This window comes from Aeromicrobium ginsengisoli, from assembly GCF_004134905.2.
GTDB lineage: Bacteria > Actinomycetota > Actinomycetes > Propionibacteriales > Nocardioidaceae > Aeromicrobium > Aeromicrobium ginsengisoli.
In genome coordinates this window covers 131,524-146,068 of the sequence record NZ_SDPQ02000004.1, presented here as the reverse complement: position 1 = coordinate 146,068, position 14,545 = coordinate 131,524, and the positions used below count along the sequence as shown (strand labels likewise).

Below are 14,545 nucleotides of genomic sequence, written 5' to 3'. Positions count from 1 at the left end.
GCGGTGTCTCGCGGCAACGGCCCCCGCCGGCGCTCTGCCCGGGACCCGTCGACGGACCTCCCCGTGCGCCCGCGAGCGCTGAACGTACGATCGAAGCATGGACCGCAGACCAGGCCGGCCACGCTCCCTCAGCCTGGAGCTCATCGTCGACGCCGTGCTCGAGGACGGGATCGCGACCTTCAGCATGCCGTCGATCGCGGCGCGGCTCGGGGTGGCGCACTCGGGTCTCTATCGCTACGTCACGGATCGCGACGAGCTGCTTGTCGCGGCGATCGAGAAGGCAGCCCTCTCGGTCGACTGGCCCGAGCCCGACCTGCCGTGGCGCCAGCTGCTCGGCGACGTGGCCCGCGCGGTCTGGACGATCTGCGAGCGCTACCCCGGCTACGACGTCGTCGCCCTCTCGCCGCCCAAGTGGCCCGAGCGCATCGTCGGCCAGGTCACGCCCTACATCTCGTCGCTGCACAAGCAGGGCTTCACGATCGAGGACGCCACCGTCGCGGTCCAGATCGCCGGCAACCTCGCCCTGACCACATCGGTCAAGGGCACGTCAGGTTCCTACCCGTTGGCCCGCATCAACGGCGACCGGACCGCGACACAACGCCACGACTGGCACGACCGCATCCTCGACATCGTGCTCGACGGCCTCGGCAGCCGCCTGCTCGCCTGACGAGAACGTCTACGGTCGCCAGGACGGCCGACCGATCTCCGCCTCGAAGGCCGGCCGCACGTCCACGGTGTCGTACAGGATGTGCAGCGAGGTGAACAAGCCGTCGTCGTCCAGCGTCACCGCGTCGACGACGTCGAACGGCGCTGCGGCTCCGGACGGGAGCCGCCAGTCGAAGTGGAACCAGAAGCTCATCGTCCGTACGCCGGTCGTGTCGCGCCCGTGCATCACCGACCGCAGCTCGAGGTTCGCCGCGCTCGTGTCCGCGAACAGCCGCGGGTAGAAGTCGCTCGGCGCCATGGGTCCGTACAAAGGCGAGTGCACGACAGCGTCCGGGGCGAACAACGACAGCACGCGCTCCACGTCGGCCTCCCGCAGTGCGGACAGGTACGTCTCGACGGCGGCCTCGAGCGGGTCTTCCATGGGGACATGATCCCCCACGCCCCCGGCCTGGATCAGCGATGCTCGGGATTGTCGGAGTCGAACCGGCAACCGGCGTCCCACAGCGAACGCTGGTTGCCATGTGCCGGTATGCCGCCTGCGTCCTTGAGCATGCGCGCGAGGTGCAGCAGGTTCCACGTCATGAACGTCGTGTTCCGGTTGGTGAAGTCGTTCTCCGGCCCTCCGGAGCCCGGATCCAGGTAGCTGGGCCCGGGCCCGGCCTCGCCGATCCAGCCCGAGTCCGCCTGCGGCGGGATGACGTACCCGAGGTGTTGGAGCGAGTAGAGAACATTCATGGCGCAGTGCTTCACGCCGTCCTCATTGCCCGTGACCAGGCACCCGCCGACCCGCCCGTAGTACGCGTACTGGCCCGCGTCGTTGAGCTGGCTCGAGTTGCCGTACAGGCGCTCCACGATCCGCGTGCACACGGATGACTTCTCACCGAGCCAGATCGGTGTCGTCAGCACGAGGATGTCAGCAGCCATGACCTTGTCGAAGATCCCGGGCCAGTCGTCGCGCTCCCAGCCGTGCTCCGTCATGTCCGGCCACACGCCCGTGGCGATCTCGTGGTCGACGGCTCGGATCGACTCGACCGCGACACCCTGCTTGCGCATGATGTCGATCGAGATCGCGGCCAGGCCCTCGGTGTTGGAAACCTCGGGTGATCGCTTGAGCGTGCAGTTGATGAAGACGGCGCTCAGGTCGGAGTAGTCGACGTCAGTTGCGGGTTCGGCAGTCATCGTCACGTCCTAGGGTCGGACTTCGAGAATGAGGTTGAACGGTGTCTGGTCGGCCGTTCGTACGTGCGTCAGCCCGGCTTCGTTCGCCACCTCGCGCAGTCTGGCTGCGCCGGCCTGCGTACCGATGCCGAGCCCGACCTCCTGTGACTGAGAGTTCGGCGTGCAGATCGTCGCCGAGGCGGTGTAGAAGATCGCCGCCATCGGGTTGTCCGCGATGTTGGAGGCGAGATCGTCCAGCGCAAACGGCTCGACCAGCAGGATCGTCCCGCCCGGGTTGAGGTGCTCCTTGGCGTAGCGGAGGATCCCGACGGGATCGCCCATGTCGTGCAGGCAGTCGAAGAAGCAGATCAGGTCGTAGCTGCCGTCGTACCCCTGGGCGTCCGCCTGGCGGAACGACGCGCGGTCCGATACCCCAGCCTCGACGGCACGTTCCTTCGCGGTCTCGACCGACGGTGCGTGGAAGTCGAAGCCCGTGAGCGTCGCTTCCGGGTAGAGGTCGGCGAGCACCACGACAGCCGCGCCGTGGCCGCACCCGACGTCGGCGATGGTGCCGCCCGCATGGAGGACGTCGGACACGCCGTCGAGGGCGTCGATCCACACCGGCAGCCCTTCGCGATAGCCCGTGCGGAAGAACCACTCGGTGCCGTCGAACAAGTGGTGGTCGTGATCGACCCAGCTCAGCGCCCCAGTGCCGCGGATCGTGTCGGCGGCCTTCTCGGCGTCGATGAACAGCGAGTTGAGGACACTGAGGCCGCGCGCGGTGAAGGCCGGGGAGTCCTCGTCGGCCACAGCCAGTGCCACTTCGGGTGACAGCTCGTAGGTGTCGGTCGCGCCGTCGTACGTCAGCACTTTGCCGGCCGCCTGGGAGTTGAGCCACTCGCGCACCAGCCGCGGGTGGCAGTTGGTCCGCTCGGCGAGCTGGTCGGCCGTGGTGGGCCCCCCGCCGTTGAGTGCCTGGAAGAGCCCGAGCCGGTCGCCGAGCCAGATGCCCAGACATACCGTCGCGCCCGTCATGTAGCCCGCGAGCTGACCCATGAAGGCATCGAGCTTGGCTTCGTCAATCGTGGTGGTCATGAAACCGTTCCTTTCTGTCGCCCCGATGAGTAGTCCCTGTGAGACCGCCCGGCGTTACAGAAACTTCGGTCGTGCTACTCCCGCTGCCAGCGGCGGAACACCGCCACCAGGTCGTCGATCGCCTTTTCAGGCAGGTCATCGGGCTGGGCGTGACCCGCGGCAGAGATCGCGATGCGCAGCTGGGCGAGGTGCTCACTGCAGTGCGGGCACTCAGCGAGGTGGGCCTCGAGCCGGGCGCGGTCGGCCTCCGGCAGGACACCGTCCAGGTAACCCGCCATCAGGCGAACGGCCTGCTCGCACACGATGCCGCGGCGCTTCTTCCACCAGATCACGACCATTCGCCGCCCATCGCATTCTCGAGATGCCGCCTGATGCTGCACCGGGCCCGATGCAGCAGGACTCGCTGATTGCCGTCGCTGATGCTCAGGAGCGTAGCCACCTCGGCGGCCGGCAGTCCCTCCACATCGCGTAGCAGAAGGACCTGCTGCTGGGCGTCCGGAAGGTCGGGCAGGACCTGGGACACCAGCTTGGCGAACTGGCGCGCGACAATCTCGTCGTCGACCTTCTCCGACCACGGGACAGGCGCTGTCGCCCAGGCGCCGGACGAGTCGAAGCATCCGTGGTACGCGTCGTTGTCCACCGGTTCGCTGCGGCGCTCCCGTGTCGCGGTGGACCGGGCCCGGTTGACGAGGATCGTGTAGATCCAGGTCTTGAGCGATGATCGCCCTTCGAATGCGTCCGCCCCTTTGCAGACCGCGAGCCACGTGTCCTGCACGACTTCCTCGGCCACCGCCCGATTGCCGACGATCGACTCCGCCAACCTGAGCAGACCCGGTTGGTGCTGCCGTACGAGCGAGACGAAGGCGCCTTCGTCACCGCCACGAAGACGTTCGACCAGCTGGTGGTCGTCCATTCTCGGAGCCTAGGACCGGCCGTCTCGCGGCCGCCATAGCCCTTTGGAGCCGTGTCGCCCCTCTCGGCTAGAGTGCTGCCGCGGTGAGGAGGAGCTCCGTGACCCACCTCTGAGGGTGGGGCAACGACCCCTTTCCAGAAAGTTCTTCCGATGCTCGAAAGCTTCACGGCCACCGCCGGCGACCGCCAGATCACCGTCGTCACGATCTCCAACGAGCAGTGCCGCGTCGTGCTGGCCGACCTCGGCGCCCGCATCCTCGAGCTGCACGCCCCAGACCGCGACGGCGTGCTCGCCGACGTCGTGCTGGGCCGGAAGTCGTACGACGAGCTGCCCGGCGACCAGTACTACTTCGGCGTCACCGCCGGCCGCTACGCCAACCGCATCCGCAAGGGCCGCTTCGCGGTCGACGGCACCGAGCACGAGGTCACCCGCAACGAGGGCGCGAACCACGTGCACGGTGGCAAGCGGGGCTTCGACACGTACGTCTGGACGACCGAGCTCGACGCCGCGCGCGACGCTGTGACGTTCTCGCACACGTCCCCCGACGGCGACGAGGGCTACCCCGGCACCCTCGAGTCCCGGGTCACCTACACGCTCGACGGCTCCGCGCTCGAGATCCGCATCGAGGCCGAGACGGATCGCCCGACGATCGTCAACCTGGTCAACCACGCGTACTTCAACCTGGCGGGTCACGACTCCGGCACGGTGCTCGACCAGGTCCTCCAGGTCGACGCTGGCGCCTACACCCCGGTCGACGCCGAGCTGCTGCCGACGGGCGAGGTGCTCAGCGTCGCCGGCACGCCCTTCGACTTCCGGGAGCCGACGCCGATCGGCGCGCACATCGACGAGGTCGACAACGCAGGCTACGACCACAACTGGGTGCTCGACGGCGACGGCATGCGTCAGGTCGCGACGCTGACCGATCCGCAGAGCGGTCGACGACTCACCCTGGTCACCGATCAGCCCGGCATCCAGGTGTACGCCGGCGGCTACCTCGAGGGCGCGAGCGCCAAGGGCGACCTCGGGACGTACGCCGCATTCGCCGGCGTCACCGCCGAGATGCAGACGTTCCCCGACTCGATCAACCACCCGGAGTTCCCGCAGCGGGTCCTGCGGCCGGGCGAGACCTACGTCAACGTGGTGCGGTACGAGTTCTCGGTCGTCTGAGCGGGCGACCCGCCCGAGCAGGGCGTGTCTGCCCACACAATCCGGGCGGATGTCCCCATTTGTCGCTACCGTGGGCCCCGGCGGCGACGCCGCAGTCGCACTCTCGATCGAAGGACTCCCCATGATCCGTAGGCAGAAGATCGACCCCGAGGTCCAGGCGGACCTGAGCCGCGTCACCGACTTCGACGACGAGCTGATCAAGACGCTCGCCACCGTGGGCACACCGGTCTCGATCCCGCAGGGCTGGTCGATCATCATGCAGTCGACGCCGGCGGACTCGGCCTACATCGTGCTCGAGGGCGAGGTCGAGATCCGCAAGTCGGGCAAGGTCCTCGCGACGCTCGGCCCCGGCGACGTGTTCGGCGAGATCGCCCTCGTCAACCATCTGCTGCGAAGCGCGTCCGTCATCGCCTCGACCGCGATCCGTGCGCTGCGCCTGGAGGCTTCCGCCCTCGAGTCGCTCATCGAGCAGGACCCGACGTTCGCCGACACGCTCCGCAGCACCGCAGAGAGCCGCATGGCCAACGACTCCTAGTGGCGGGCGCTCCAGTCGATCGGATAGAGCTGGTGCGTTCCCGGTACGCCCTTGAGTTCTGCCGCACGGGGCGCCAGCACCGTCACGGTGTCCTCGGGCAGTGACTCGACGACGCTCTCGCTGACCAGGACCTCCCCACCCTCGGCCTGCGCCGCGACGCGCGCGGCGAAGGCGACGTTGCGGCCGAACAGGTCGCCGTCGCGGTGCACCGCCGAGCCCTTGTGCGCACCGATACGTACCTTGACCCCCCACAGCCGCGACCCCGGCCGGACCCGGTGGAACCGCCGCTGGATGTCCGACGCTGCGGCGACGGCCTGGCTCGCCTCGGCGAACGCGACCATGAAGCCGTCGCCCTGGCTCTTGATCAGGTGGCCTGAGTGGGCCTCGATGGCGTGCTTGAGGAGCCGGTCGTGCTTCGAGAGCAGCTGCACCCAGCCGCGATCACCCAGTCGATGGTTGAGCGACGTGGACCCCTCGATATCGCTGAACAGGATCGTCACCGAGCCGTCCGCGCTGGCGAGCCGGGCCAGGTCGGGCCGCTCGACGTCGGCCCACAGCGCGAGCTCGTCGATCGAGCTGCGGAGAGCCCCGCTGAATCCTTGGTCCCGCACCTTCATCGCCGTCCCGACGACGGTTCGCACCGCATCCGTGGGAGACGGCACGAGCCGGCTCCGGTCGGTCCGCCGGCTCAGCCGTTCGATCTCGCGCCGGGCCGCGCGCAGCCTCAGCACGGTGACCAGCAGCCCGACCGCCAGCACCGTGGTCGATGCGGCCAGGACGACCTCGAGCGATGTCACCGGCTCACACTAGCGGCAGCCCGCCGACCGCGTGGGTGCCTCGAGCTCATCCGTCGAGGCGTGATGGGACTCACCCGCATGGGCACTCCTGCTGGAACGGAACCTGGGACATACTCCGAGTATGGAATCTGCCATCGGCAATGTCACGTTCTCGGCCGAGCCGACGGTCGACGAGCTCATCCGCCGCTCGACCCGCCTGCGGGCCGTGCCCGGGCTGACCGAGCAGGCGCTCGTCTGGCACCGCGAGGCAACTGTCCGCCGCAAGACCCTGGCGCGCGAGGCCGATCGCCTGGCCGCGCCACGGCTCTGGCCCGACACTCTCGCGTCGCTCGCGTCGACGGGCTGGCGACTGCTCGCCACCGCTGCGCCCGATGCCCCGTTGCAGCTGCTGGCGGCGGGCGCCTGCGCCGTCGGCCTGCGGGTCGAGCCGCCCAACGCGAGCGCCGGCACTCTGGACCGGGCCCAGCGTCTCGTACGCGCCGGTGGCCCGGCCTACATCAAGCTCGGCCAGTTCATCGCCACGGCGGAGGGACTGCTCCCGGCCGCATGGGTCGAGGGGTTCGCGTGGTGCCGGGACGAGGCTCCGCCGCTGCCGCCCGGCGTCGCGCACGAGGTGATCGACCGCGAGCTGGGCAACCAGCGGAGCCGCCTGGCCTGGCTCGACGACGAGCCCCTGGCTGCCGGGTCGATCGGCCAGGTCCACCGGGGCCGGCTCGACGACGGCACCGAGGTCGTCGTCAAGGTGCGCCGCCCCGGCCTGCGCCGGCGCTTCCGTGCCGACATCGAGACGCTGGCCCTTGCGGCGGCCGCCGCCGAGAAGCTGCATGCCGGCGCTCGCTCGGCCAACCTCCGGGGCTTCGTCGAGCTGTTCGCCCAGCTCGCCCTCGAGGAGCTCGACTTCCAGCTCGAGGCGGCCAACCTGGTCGACTCCAGCGCCGTGCTCGAGGCGTTGGGCGCCGACCACATGAACACCCCGCGGCCCGTTCCGGGCATGGTCACCGAGCGACTGCTGGTCATGGAGTACCTCCCCGGCGTCTCGTACGCGCACCTCGAGGGCCGGCTCAGCCGGTCCGAAGGGCAACGCCTGCTGCAGCTCGGCATCAAGGGCGTCCTCGAGGCCACCATGAGGCACGGCGTCTTCCACGGCGACCTGCACGGCGGCAACGTCCTGATCGACGACGCGACGCAGACGTTCTCGCTGGTCGACTTCGGCATCACCGGCCGGCTGAGCGCCAAGCAGCGCTCCGGCCTCGTCGAGTACCTCGCGGCCTGGGCGACCAACGACGCCGAGGGACAGATCGCGGCGATGCAGTCGTTCGGCGCGATCGCCGCCGACGCCGACACCGCGACGGTCGTCGCCGAGCTGCAGGCCGAGCTCGACCTCCTGCAGGACCGGTCGCGCGGCCAAGTCACGTTCGACCAGCTCGGACTGACGCTCGGCCGGCTCCTGCAGGTCCTGGCTCGCAACGGCTTCCGGATGCCCAAGGACCTCGTGCTGTTCTTCAAGAACCTGCTCTACCTGTCCGGCTTCGCCGCCAGCGTCGCCCCCGACACCGACGTGCTCGAGGTCGTCCAGGAGATCCTGCTCGACCTGTTCGCCGAGCCCGTCGAGGTCGCGGGCGTGGCCTGACCCGCTGGCCCGCGTCCGTACGATCGAAGGAGCCGCACCCGCGCCGCCGGAAGGACGTACGTCATGCCACGCCAGATCGCCACGTCGACCCAGGTCAGCCAGTCCGAGCTCGTCGAGTTCGTCCGACCGCGCCACCGGATGATCGTCATCACGCAGCGCGCCGACGGCTCACCGCAGGCCTCGCCGGTCACGGGTGGCGTCGACGACTCCGGCCGGATCGTCATCTCCACCTATCCCGAGCGCGCCAAGGCCAAGAACGCCCGCAAACGGCCTGACGTCAGCGTGGTGGTGCTGTCGGACGACTTCAACGACCCGTGGGTGCAGGTCGACGGGACGTGCGAGGTGCTGGACGTGCCGGAAGGGCTCGACGCGTTCGTCGAGTACTTCCGCAACATCTCCGGAGAGCACCCGGACTGGGCGGAGTACCGCCAGGCCATGCTCGACCAGGGCAAGTGCCTGATGCGCATCACCCCGACGCGGTGGGGACCCGTCGCGACCGGCGGCTTCCCCGCCCGTCTGGCCTGACGCTCACTCGTCGAGCATGGCCGCGAGCTTGGTCGTGGTGTTCCAGTTGCGGATCGTCATGCCGGCATAGACCGGCGAGCCGATGATCTTGTTGACCCGGCTCCGGGTCGCCAGTGCCGTGACGCGGCGGTGATAGAGCGCACGGCGGCCCACGAAGACCTCGTCGACATCGGGGTTGACCACGACATGGGGCTCGACCTCGGCCGCGGTGACGCCCATGTAGAAGAACACGTCATGGCGATGCGTGTCGGGGTCGCCGCCGAAGCCGTCAGGGGCCTCGGCGACGACCTCACGGAACGCGTCGGCGTCGAGCACCAGCACGCGTACGAGGTCGGAGTCGAGGGTGAACGCCGACCGCAGGCCGGCATCGATGTGCGCCGTCACCTCAGCCGTGGACCGGTCGCTGTCGAGCAGCACGTTGCCGGACTGGATGTAGGTGCGTACGTTCGCGAAGTCGGCGCCCAGGTGGTCGCGCAGTGCCGCCATCGGGACCTTGTTGCGGCCACCGACGTTGATGCCACGGAACAGCACGACGTACGTCATGAGGTCGATCCTCGCGCATGGGTCGGACAGCTCAGACGAGCTGCGCGGCCGCGGCCTCCCGTGCTGCCGCGGGCCCTCTGGCCCCGAGCGCCGCACGAGCCGCCGACCGGCACGCCTCGAGCGACACCCGCGCCAGGGTCGCGCCCACGAGCGGCGCTGCGGAGGCCGCCGAGGAGAGCGAGCTGACGCCCAGCCCGACCAGCACGCAACCGAGCTGCGGATCGGCGGCGGCCTCGCCGCAGACGCCGACCGGCTTGCCGGCCTCAGCTCCGGCCCGCGCCACGCGCTCGATGAGACCGAGGAGCGCCGGCTGCCACGGATCGGTGAGCTCCGACAGCGACGGCGCCATCCGGTCGGCCGCGAAGGCGTACTGGCTCAGGTCGTTGGTGCCGATCGAGACGAAGTCGACGTGGCGCAGGATGCGGTCGGCGAGCAGCGCGGCGCTGGGGATCTCGATCATCACGCCGGGCATGAGGCCGCGTGCACGCACCTTGGCGCCGAACCACTCGGCCTCGTCCTCGGTGGCGACCATCGGCGCCATGACCCACACCGGTGCGGCCGATCCTTCGGCGGCCAGTGCGATGGCATCGAGCTGGCGGTCCATCAGCCCCTCGTCCCGCAGCCCGAGTCGCATGCCGCGGACGCCGAGGGCGGGGTTGGGTTCGTCCTTGATCGTGGCGAAGCCGATGGGCTTGTCGGACCCGGCGTCGAGCGTACGAATGACGACCTTGCGGTCGCCCATCGCGGTGAAGACCTCGCGGTAGATCGCTGCCTGCTCGTCGACGGAGGGCTCGACGTCGCGGTCGAGGAAGCACAGCTCAGTGCGGAACAGCCCGACGCCCTGCACCTGGGTCTCGGCCGCCTTGCGAGCCCCCGCTCCGTCCTGGACGTTGGCAAGGATGTCGACCGCATGCCCGTCGGACGTCGCACCGGGACTCCGCCACGACGCTGCGGCCGCCCGCAGCATTGCGGCGGCGTCTGCGCGTTCCCCTACGAGGTCGGCATCCGGATCGACGACGACCTCGCCTGTGGCGCCGTCCACCAGGACCGTCGTGCCCTCGGCGATGTCGTCGAGGCCCTCGGTGCCGACCACGCACGGGATGCCGAGCTGGCGGGCGATGATCGTGGTGTGGCTCGTCGCGCCGCCCAGCGAGGTGGCGATCGCCACGATCGCCACCGGATCGAGGGTCGCGGTGTCGGCCGGCGCGAGGTCGTCGGCGCACAGCACCGATGCGACGTCGGGGCTCGGGATGCCCGGCTCGGGTTGCCCCGTGAGCTCGGCGACGACGCGATCGCGGATGTCCTCGAGGTCCGTGACGCGTTCGGCCATCACCCCGCCGGCAGCGGTGAACATCGCGCTCAGCTCATCGATCGCGCCCACCGTCGACGCACAGATGCCCACGCCGTCGGCCAATCGCTTCTGCACCAGCGCCACCAGGCCACGGTCCCGTGCGAGCGCCGACGTCGCCAGGAGCACCTCGGCTGCCGCGCCGCTGGCCTGCTCGGACCGAGCGGCCAGCCGGTCGGCGACGATGCTCGCCGCCTCGCTGAACTTGGCCGCACCCACCTCCGGGTCGAGGCTCTCCTCATCGGACGGGGCCTCGGGACGAGGGCTCGGCCGGACGACCGGCCCGGTGCCGATGCCCGGGACCACACCGTTGCCGTGCAGGATCGTCGACGTCATGCTGCTCCTCCAGCGCTGGATGGTGTTGGTTGACTTTACACACACTCGGGCGTAAAACAATACGTACCAAAGGCATAGCCACACAAACCCACATCTGTCCGCGAGGAGCGCCGTGTACGCCGCAGAACGCCAGCAGCTCCTCGTCGAGCGCCTGGTCCAGGACGGCCGGCTCGCCGTGATCGCCCTGGCTGAGGAGCTGGACGTCAGCAGCGAGACGATCCGCCGCGACCTCGCGGTCCTCGAGCGCGACGGCCTGGCCCAGAGGGTGCACGGCGGCGCAGTCGCGGCGCGCAGACGGAGCATCCCTGCAGCCGGACCCGAGGGCGCGGTCCCGAACGCCGATCAGAAGGGCCGCATCGCCCGCGCAGCCGCGGCCCACCTGCCGGCCGCCGGCGGCAGCATGGTGCTCGACGCCGGTACGACGATCAGCCACCTCGTCGACCTGATCCCGCACGACCACCAGCTCACCGCCATCACCCATGCGATCCCGACCGCTGCCAAGCTCATGACGATCCCGTCGGTCGAGCTGCACATGCTCGGAGGGCGCGTGCGCGGCGTCACCTCCGCGGCTGCCGGTCACTCGACCGTCGATGCGCTCGCCTCGGTGCAGGTCGACGTGTGCTTCCTGGCGACGAGCGCCGCATCACCGCAGCACGGCCTGAGCTCACCCGACAGCGAGGAGGCCGCCGTCAAGCGCGCTTTCGTGCGATCGGCCCGCAAGGTCGTCGCCCTGTTCGACGCGTCGAAGTTCTCCGCCGAGCACGTCTTCGCCTTTGCCTCCTATGACGACCTCGACATCGTGATCACCGACAAGGGCGCCGACCAGCGCGAGCTCGAGGCGCTGCGAGCCCACGACGTCGAGGTCGTACTCGCATGAACCACCCTGACCACACCCGACACAGAGGATGAGCACCATGGCAACCAAGACCGTCACCGTCGGCTCGACCGTGGGCCTGCACGCCCGACCGGCCGCCCTGATCGCCCAGGCGGCGACGAGCGGCGTCACGCTCGCCATGGCGGACAAGCCCGCAGTGGACGCCGGCTCCGCGCTCATGATCATGACGCTGGGCGCCAAGTTCGGCGACGAGGTCATCGTGGAGTCCGACGACGAGGCGATGCTGGCGACGATCGCCGACCTGGTCGCCAGCAACCTCGACGGCTAACCCGCCCGCCGCGGCGTCACCGCAGCAGCTCGATGGCGGCCTTCCGCATCTCGACCTTGCGGACCTTGCCGGTGACCGTCATGGGGAACTCGTCGACGATGTGCACATAACGAGGGATCTTGTAGTGCGCCAGCTTGCCGGTGCAGAACTCACGCAGGGCCGGCGCATCGACCGGCGCGGCACCGTCGCGCAGGCGCAGCCACGCCATGAGCTCCTCGCCGTACTTGTCGTCCGGGACGCCGATCACCTGGGCGTCGAGCACGTCGGGATGCGTCATGAGGAACTCCTCGATCTCGCGGGGATAGATGTTCTCGCCGCCGCGGATCACCATGTCCTTGATACGGCCGGTGATGGTCACGTAGCCGTCGGCGTCCATGACCCCCAGGTCGCCCGTGCGCATCCAACCGTCGGCGTCGATCGCCTCGGCGGTCTTTTCCGGCTGGTCCCAGTAGCCGAGCATCACCGAGTATCCGCGCGTGCAGAGCTCGCCCGCCTCGCCGTGCGGCAGCACCTCCCCGGTGCCCGGGTCCGCGATCTTGACCTCGAGGTGCGGCCCGACCCGGCCGACGGTCGACACGCGCCGCTCGAGCGAGTCGTCGGTGCGGGTCTGGGTGGAGACCGGCGAGGTCTCGGTCATGCCGTAGCAGATCGAGACCTCGGTCATGCCGAGCCGGCCGATCACCTGCTTCATGGTCTCCACCGGGCACGGCGACCCGGCCATGATGCCGGTGCGCAATGAGGTGAGGTCGAGGGTGTCGACGACCGGCTCGGTGAGCATCGCGATGAACATCGTCGGCACGCCGTACAGCGACGTGCACCGCTCGGCGGCCACTGCCTCGAGCGTCGCCACCGGGTCGAACGACGGTGCGGGGATCACCATGGTGGCGCCGTGCGTCGTGCACGCAAGGTTGCCCATGACCATCCCGAAGCAGTGGTAGAACGGCACCGGGATGCAGACCCGGTCCTCCTCGGAGTGTCGATCAGCTCGCCGACGAACCAACCGTTGTTGAGGATGTTGCGGTGCGAGAGCGTCGCGCCCTTGGGGAACCCGGTCGTGCCGGACGTGTACTGGATGTTGATCGGATCGGCTGCGTCGAGCCCACCCTCGATCTCCGCGAGCCGGGCCCGATCGTCACCGCGACCGGCTTCGCAGAGCTGCTCCCACGAGTCGGTCCCGATCAGCACGACGTCGACGAGCGACGGGTGCTCGGCCTGCGCCTCCGCGATCATGTCGGCATAGCTGGAACCCTTGAACTCCGGCACCGCGACGATCGTCCGCATGCCCGACTGACCCACGACGAACGACAGCTCATGGCTCCGATAGGCCGGGTTGACGTTGACGAGGATCGCGCCGATGCGCGCCGTCGCGTACTGCACGAACGTCCACTCCGGGCAGTTCGGCGCCCAGATCCCGACCCGGTCCCCCTTCGTCACCCCGAGGGCCAGCAGGCCGAGCGCCACGCGATCGACCTCAGCGAGCAGCTCGTCGTACGTCCAGCGGCGACCGCTGACGCAGTCGACCAGCGCCTCCCGTGCACCGTGCTGCTGCACGGTGGCGACCAGGTTCGCACCGATCGTGGTCGTGAGCTGCGGTGACTCGGTCGTGCCCGTTGCGACGCTGAGATCCATGCTTGCTGTTCCCTCCCGTGGTGGCCTCCCTGCATCGTCCCCCACCAGCGACCCGAGTTCCACATTCCACCAACAGACCAGCCGACTTGACAAAAGTTTCTGAGTCAACTCATAAATGAGTATGCTCGTTTCTGAGCACACCCACCACCTCACAGGAGATCGATCATGAGCAGCACGGAAGACATCGTCACCACATACGCGAAGGCACCCGCCAAGACCATCACGGCCAACGGCACGACGTACGCCTACAGGGAGCTGGGACCGAAGGAAGGCATCCCCGTCATCTTCTTCGTGCACCTCGCCGCGACCCTCGACAACTGGGACCCGCGCATCGTCGACCCCATCGCCAAGACCCGCCACGTCATCACGTTCGACAACAAGGGCGTCGGCGGCTCGTCCGGCAAGGTGCCCGACAGCGTCGAGGCCATGGCCGACGACGCGTACGCGTTCATCAAGGCCCTCGGCTTCGACCAGATCGACATCTTCTCGTTCTCTCTCGGCGGCATGATCGCCCAGGATCTCGTCGTCAAGCACCCCGAGCTCGTCCGCAGGCTCGTGCTGACCGGCACCGGCCCGCGCGGAGGCAAGGACATCGACAAGATCGCCGGGGTCACCTACTGGGACATCCTGCGCGCGACGTTGACACGATCCGACCCCAAGGAGTTCCTGTTCTTCAACCGCAATGCGACCGGCAAGCCTGCCGCCAAGGCGTTCGTCAAGCGACTCGAGGAGCGCACCGAGGACCGCGACGCGAAGATGAAGATGCCGGCGTTCCAGACCCAGCTCAAGGCCATCAAGAAGTACGGCCGCGGCACGCCGTCGGACCTGTCGAAGCTGACCCAGCCGACGCTCATCGCCAACGGCGACAACGACCGCATGGTGCCCTCCGTCCTGTCCGAGGACCTGCACCGCCGCATCACGGGCTCCGAGCTCGTCATCTACCCCGACTCCGGACACGGCGGCATCTTCCAGTTCCACGAGCAGTTCGCCCCCCTCGCCGTGGAGTTCCTGAACCGCTGACCTCACGACCGAAGGAACGA

Annotated in this window: 18 protein-coding genes; 8 read left to right on the top strand and 10 right to left on the bottom strand. The window is 69.0% G+C overall.

Going from position 1 to position 14,545, the window contains the following annotated elements:
• The first annotated feature begins 97 nt into the window (after positions 1–97).
• A complete protein-coding gene (locus ESP70_RS19250) occupies positions 98–667 on the top strand; it encodes a TetR/AcrR family transcriptional regulator (RefSeq protein ID WP_149690947.1) in 570 nt (189 codons plus the stop codon).
• A 9-nt stretch (positions 668–676) separates the two neighbouring features.
• Here the strand turns inward: ESP70_RS19250 and ESP70_RS19245 are convergent, their stop codons facing one another.
• The 5 genes from ESP70_RS19245 to ESP70_RS19225 all read right to left on the bottom strand — a co-directional run bounded on the left by ESP70_RS19245 (position 677) and on the right by ESP70_RS19225 (position 3,832).
• A complete protein-coding gene (locus ESP70_RS19245; protein ID WP_149690946.1) occupies positions 677–1,087 on the bottom strand; it encodes a nuclear transport factor 2 family protein in 411 nt (136 codons plus the stop codon).
• Positions 1,088–1,119: 32 nt separating this feature from the next.
• Positions 1,120–1,845: a flavodoxin family protein gene (locus tag ESP70_RS19240; protein WP_149690945.1), complete on the bottom strand. Its 726-nt coding sequence runs from the start codon at positions 1,843–1,845 to the stop codon at positions 1,120–1,122.
• A gap of 9 nt (positions 1,846–1,854) precedes the next feature.
• A complete protein-coding gene (locus ESP70_RS19235; protein WP_223148805.1) occupies positions 1,855–2,919 on the bottom strand; it encodes a class I SAM-dependent methyltransferase in 1,065 nt (354 codons plus the stop codon).
• Between the two features lie 74 nt (positions 2,920–2,993).
• Positions 2,994–3,257, bottom strand: coding sequence for an anti-sigma factor family protein (locus tag ESP70_RS19230; protein ID WP_149690944.1), 264 nt, complete (start codon positions 3,255–3,257; stop codon positions 2,994–2,996).
• A complete protein-coding gene (locus tag ESP70_RS19225) occupies positions 3,248–3,832 on the bottom strand; it encodes an RNA polymerase sigma factor (RefSeq protein ID WP_149690943.1) in 585 nt (194 codons plus the stop codon). Before ESP70_RS19225 ends, ESP70_RS19230 begins: the two co-directional genes overlap by 10 nt.
• Before the next feature lie 150 nt (positions 3,833–3,982).
• Here ESP70_RS19225 and ESP70_RS19220 point away from each other — a divergent pair, with 150 nt between their 5' ends.
• Together ESP70_RS19220 and ESP70_RS19215 are read left to right on the top strand one after the other, a co-directional pair.
• Positions 3,983–4,999, top strand: coding sequence for an aldose epimerase family protein (locus ESP70_RS19220; protein ID WP_149690942.1), 1,017 nt, complete (start codon positions 3,983–3,985; stop codon positions 4,997–4,999).
• Positions 5,000–5,120: 121 nt separating this feature from the next.
• Positions 5,121–5,534 (top strand): cyclic nucleotide-binding domain-containing protein, encoded by a 414-nt coding sequence (locus ESP70_RS19215; protein ID WP_149690941.1) that lies wholly within the window; start codon positions 5,121–5,123, stop codon positions 5,532–5,534.
• Here ESP70_RS19215 and ESP70_RS19210 read toward each other — a convergent pair.
• Positions 5,531–6,331: an adenylate/guanylate cyclase domain-containing protein gene (locus ESP70_RS19210; RefSeq protein WP_149690940.1), complete on the bottom strand. Its 801-nt coding sequence runs from the start codon at positions 6,329–6,331 to the stop codon at positions 5,531–5,533. The genes ESP70_RS19215 and ESP70_RS19210 overlap by 4 nt on opposite strands.
• Before the next feature lie 121 nt (positions 6,332–6,452).
• Here ESP70_RS19210 and ESP70_RS19205 point away from each other — a divergent pair, with 121 nt between their 5' ends.
• Both ESP70_RS19205 and ESP70_RS19200 read left to right on the top strand, forming a co-directional pair.
• A complete protein-coding gene (locus ESP70_RS19205) occupies positions 6,453–7,961 on the top strand; it encodes an ABC1 kinase family protein (protein WP_149690939.1) in 1,509 nt (502 codons plus the stop codon).
• 63 nt (positions 7,962–8,024) lie between these two features.
• Positions 8,025–8,486, top strand: coding sequence for a PPOX class F420-dependent oxidoreductase (locus tag ESP70_RS19200; protein WP_149690938.1), 462 nt, complete (start codon positions 8,025–8,027; stop codon positions 8,484–8,486).
• Between the two features lie 3 nt (positions 8,487–8,489).
• On the opposite strand, the gene ESP70_RS19195 is transcribed toward ESP70_RS19200, so the two are convergent.
• Positions 8,490–9,029 carry a DUF1697 domain-containing protein gene (locus ESP70_RS19195; RefSeq protein ID WP_149690937.1) on the bottom strand — a complete coding sequence of 180 codons (540 nt, stop codon included), beginning with the start codon at positions 9,027–9,029 and terminating at the stop codon, positions 8,490–8,492.
• A 31-nt stretch (positions 9,030–9,060) separates the two neighbouring features.
• Positions 9,061–10,713 carry a phosphoenolpyruvate--protein phosphotransferase gene (locus ESP70_RS19190; protein ID WP_149690936.1) on the bottom strand — a complete coding sequence of 551 codons (1,653 nt, stop codon included), beginning with the start codon at positions 10,711–10,713 and terminating at the stop codon, positions 9,061–9,063.
• A gap of 112 nt (positions 10,714–10,825) precedes the next feature.
• Here ESP70_RS19190 and ESP70_RS19185 point away from each other — a divergent pair, with 112 nt between their 5' ends.
• A complete protein-coding gene (locus tag ESP70_RS19185) occupies positions 10,826–11,590 on the top strand; it encodes a DeoR/GlpR family DNA-binding transcription regulator (RefSeq protein WP_149690935.1) in 765 nt (254 codons plus the stop codon).
• 37 nt (positions 11,591–11,627) lie between these two features.
• The gene (locus ESP70_RS19180) at positions 11,628–11,876 is read left to right on the top strand and encodes an HPr family phosphocarrier protein (protein ID WP_149690934.1); all 249 of its coding nucleotides are present in this window, start codon (positions 11,628–11,630) and stop codon (positions 11,874–11,876) included.
• Positions 11,877–11,892: 16 nt separating this feature from the next.
• Here the strand turns inward: ESP70_RS19180 and ESP70_RS20610 are convergent, their stop codons facing one another.
• Both ESP70_RS20610 and ESP70_RS20605 read right to left on the bottom strand, forming a co-directional pair.
• Entirely contained in the window at positions 11,893–12,798 is a 906-nt protein-coding gene (locus tag ESP70_RS20610; RefSeq protein ID WP_342780201.1) for an AMP-binding protein, read from the bottom strand.
• Positions 12,750–13,505 carry an AMP-binding protein gene (locus ESP70_RS20605; RefSeq protein WP_281287350.1) on the bottom strand — a complete coding sequence of 252 codons (756 nt, stop codon included), beginning with the start codon at positions 13,503–13,505 and terminating at the stop codon, positions 12,750–12,752. Before ESP70_RS20605 ends, ESP70_RS20610 begins: the two co-directional genes overlap by 49 nt.
• A 165-nt stretch (positions 13,506–13,670) precedes the next feature.
• On the opposite strand from ESP70_RS20605, the gene ESP70_RS19170 reads away from it, so the two are divergent.
• Positions 13,671–14,525 (top strand): alpha/beta fold hydrolase, encoded by an 855-nt coding sequence (locus ESP70_RS19170; RefSeq protein WP_149690933.1) that lies wholly within the window; start codon positions 13,671–13,673, stop codon positions 14,523–14,525.
• Positions 14,526–14,545 lie beyond the last annotated feature (20 nt).

What these genes read in the sequence shown, in the direction of transcription:
- ESP70_RS19250 (WP_149690947.1), top strand. Translation starts at nt 98, where the DNA reads ATGGACCGCAGACCAGGCCGGCCACGCTCCCTCAGCCTGGAGCTCATC.
- ESP70_RS19170 (WP_149690933.1), top strand. Translation starts at nt 13,671, where the DNA reads ATGAGCAGCACGGAAGACATCGTCACCACATACGCGAAGGCACCCGCC.
- ESP70_RS19205 (WP_149690939.1), top strand. Translation starts at nt 6,453, where the DNA reads ATGGAATCTGCCATCGGCAATGTCACGTTCTCGGCCGAGCCGACGGTC.
- ESP70_RS20610 (WP_342780201.1), bottom strand. Translation starts at nt 12,798, where the DNA reads ATGGTCATGGGCAACCTTGCGTGCACGACGCACGGCGCCACCATGGTG.
- ESP70_RS19225 (WP_149690943.1), bottom strand. Translation starts at nt 3,832, where the DNA reads ATGGACGACCACCAGCTGGTCGAACGTCTTCGTGGCGGTGACGAAGGC.
- ESP70_RS19230 (WP_149690944.1), bottom strand. Translation starts at nt 3,257, where the DNA reads ATGGTCGTGATCTGGTGGAAGAAGCGCCGCGGCATCGTGTGCGAGCAG.
- ESP70_RS19220 (WP_149690942.1), top strand. Translation starts at nt 3,983, where the DNA reads ATGCTCGAAAGCTTCACGGCCACCGCCGGCGACCGCCAGATCACCGTC.
- ESP70_RS19195 (WP_149690937.1), bottom strand. Translation starts at nt 9,029, where the DNA reads ATGACGTACGTCGTGCTGTTCCGTGGCATCAACGTCGGTGGCCGCAAC.
- ESP70_RS19190 (WP_149690936.1), bottom strand. Translation starts at nt 10,713, where the DNA reads ATGACGTCGACGATCCTGCACGGCAACGGTGTGGTCCCGGGCATCGGC.
- ESP70_RS19215 (WP_149690941.1), top strand. Translation starts at nt 5,121, where the DNA reads ATGATCCGTAGGCAGAAGATCGACCCCGAGGTCCAGGCGGACCTGAGC.
- ESP70_RS19200 (WP_149690938.1), top strand. Translation starts at nt 8,025, where the DNA reads ATGCCACGCCAGATCGCCACGTCGACCCAGGTCAGCCAGTCCGAGCTC.
- ESP70_RS19235 (WP_223148805.1), bottom strand. Translation starts at nt 2,919, where the DNA reads ATGACCACCACGATTGACGAAGCCAAGCTCGATGCCTTCATGGGTCAG.
- ESP70_RS20605 (WP_281287350.1), bottom strand. Translation starts at nt 13,505, where the DNA reads ATGGATCTCAGCGTCGCAACGGGCACGACCGAGTCACCGCAGCTCACG.
- ESP70_RS19180 (WP_149690934.1), top strand. Translation starts at nt 11,628, where the DNA reads ATGGCAACCAAGACCGTCACCGTCGGCTCGACCGTGGGCCTGCACGCC.
- ESP70_RS19245 (WP_149690946.1), bottom strand. Translation starts at nt 1,087, where the DNA reads ATGGAAGACCCGCTCGAGGCCGCCGTCGAGACGTACCTGTCCGCACTG.
- ESP70_RS19240 (WP_149690945.1), bottom strand. Translation starts at nt 1,845, where the DNA reads ATGACTGCCGAACCCGCAACTGACGTCGACTACTCCGACCTGAGCGCC.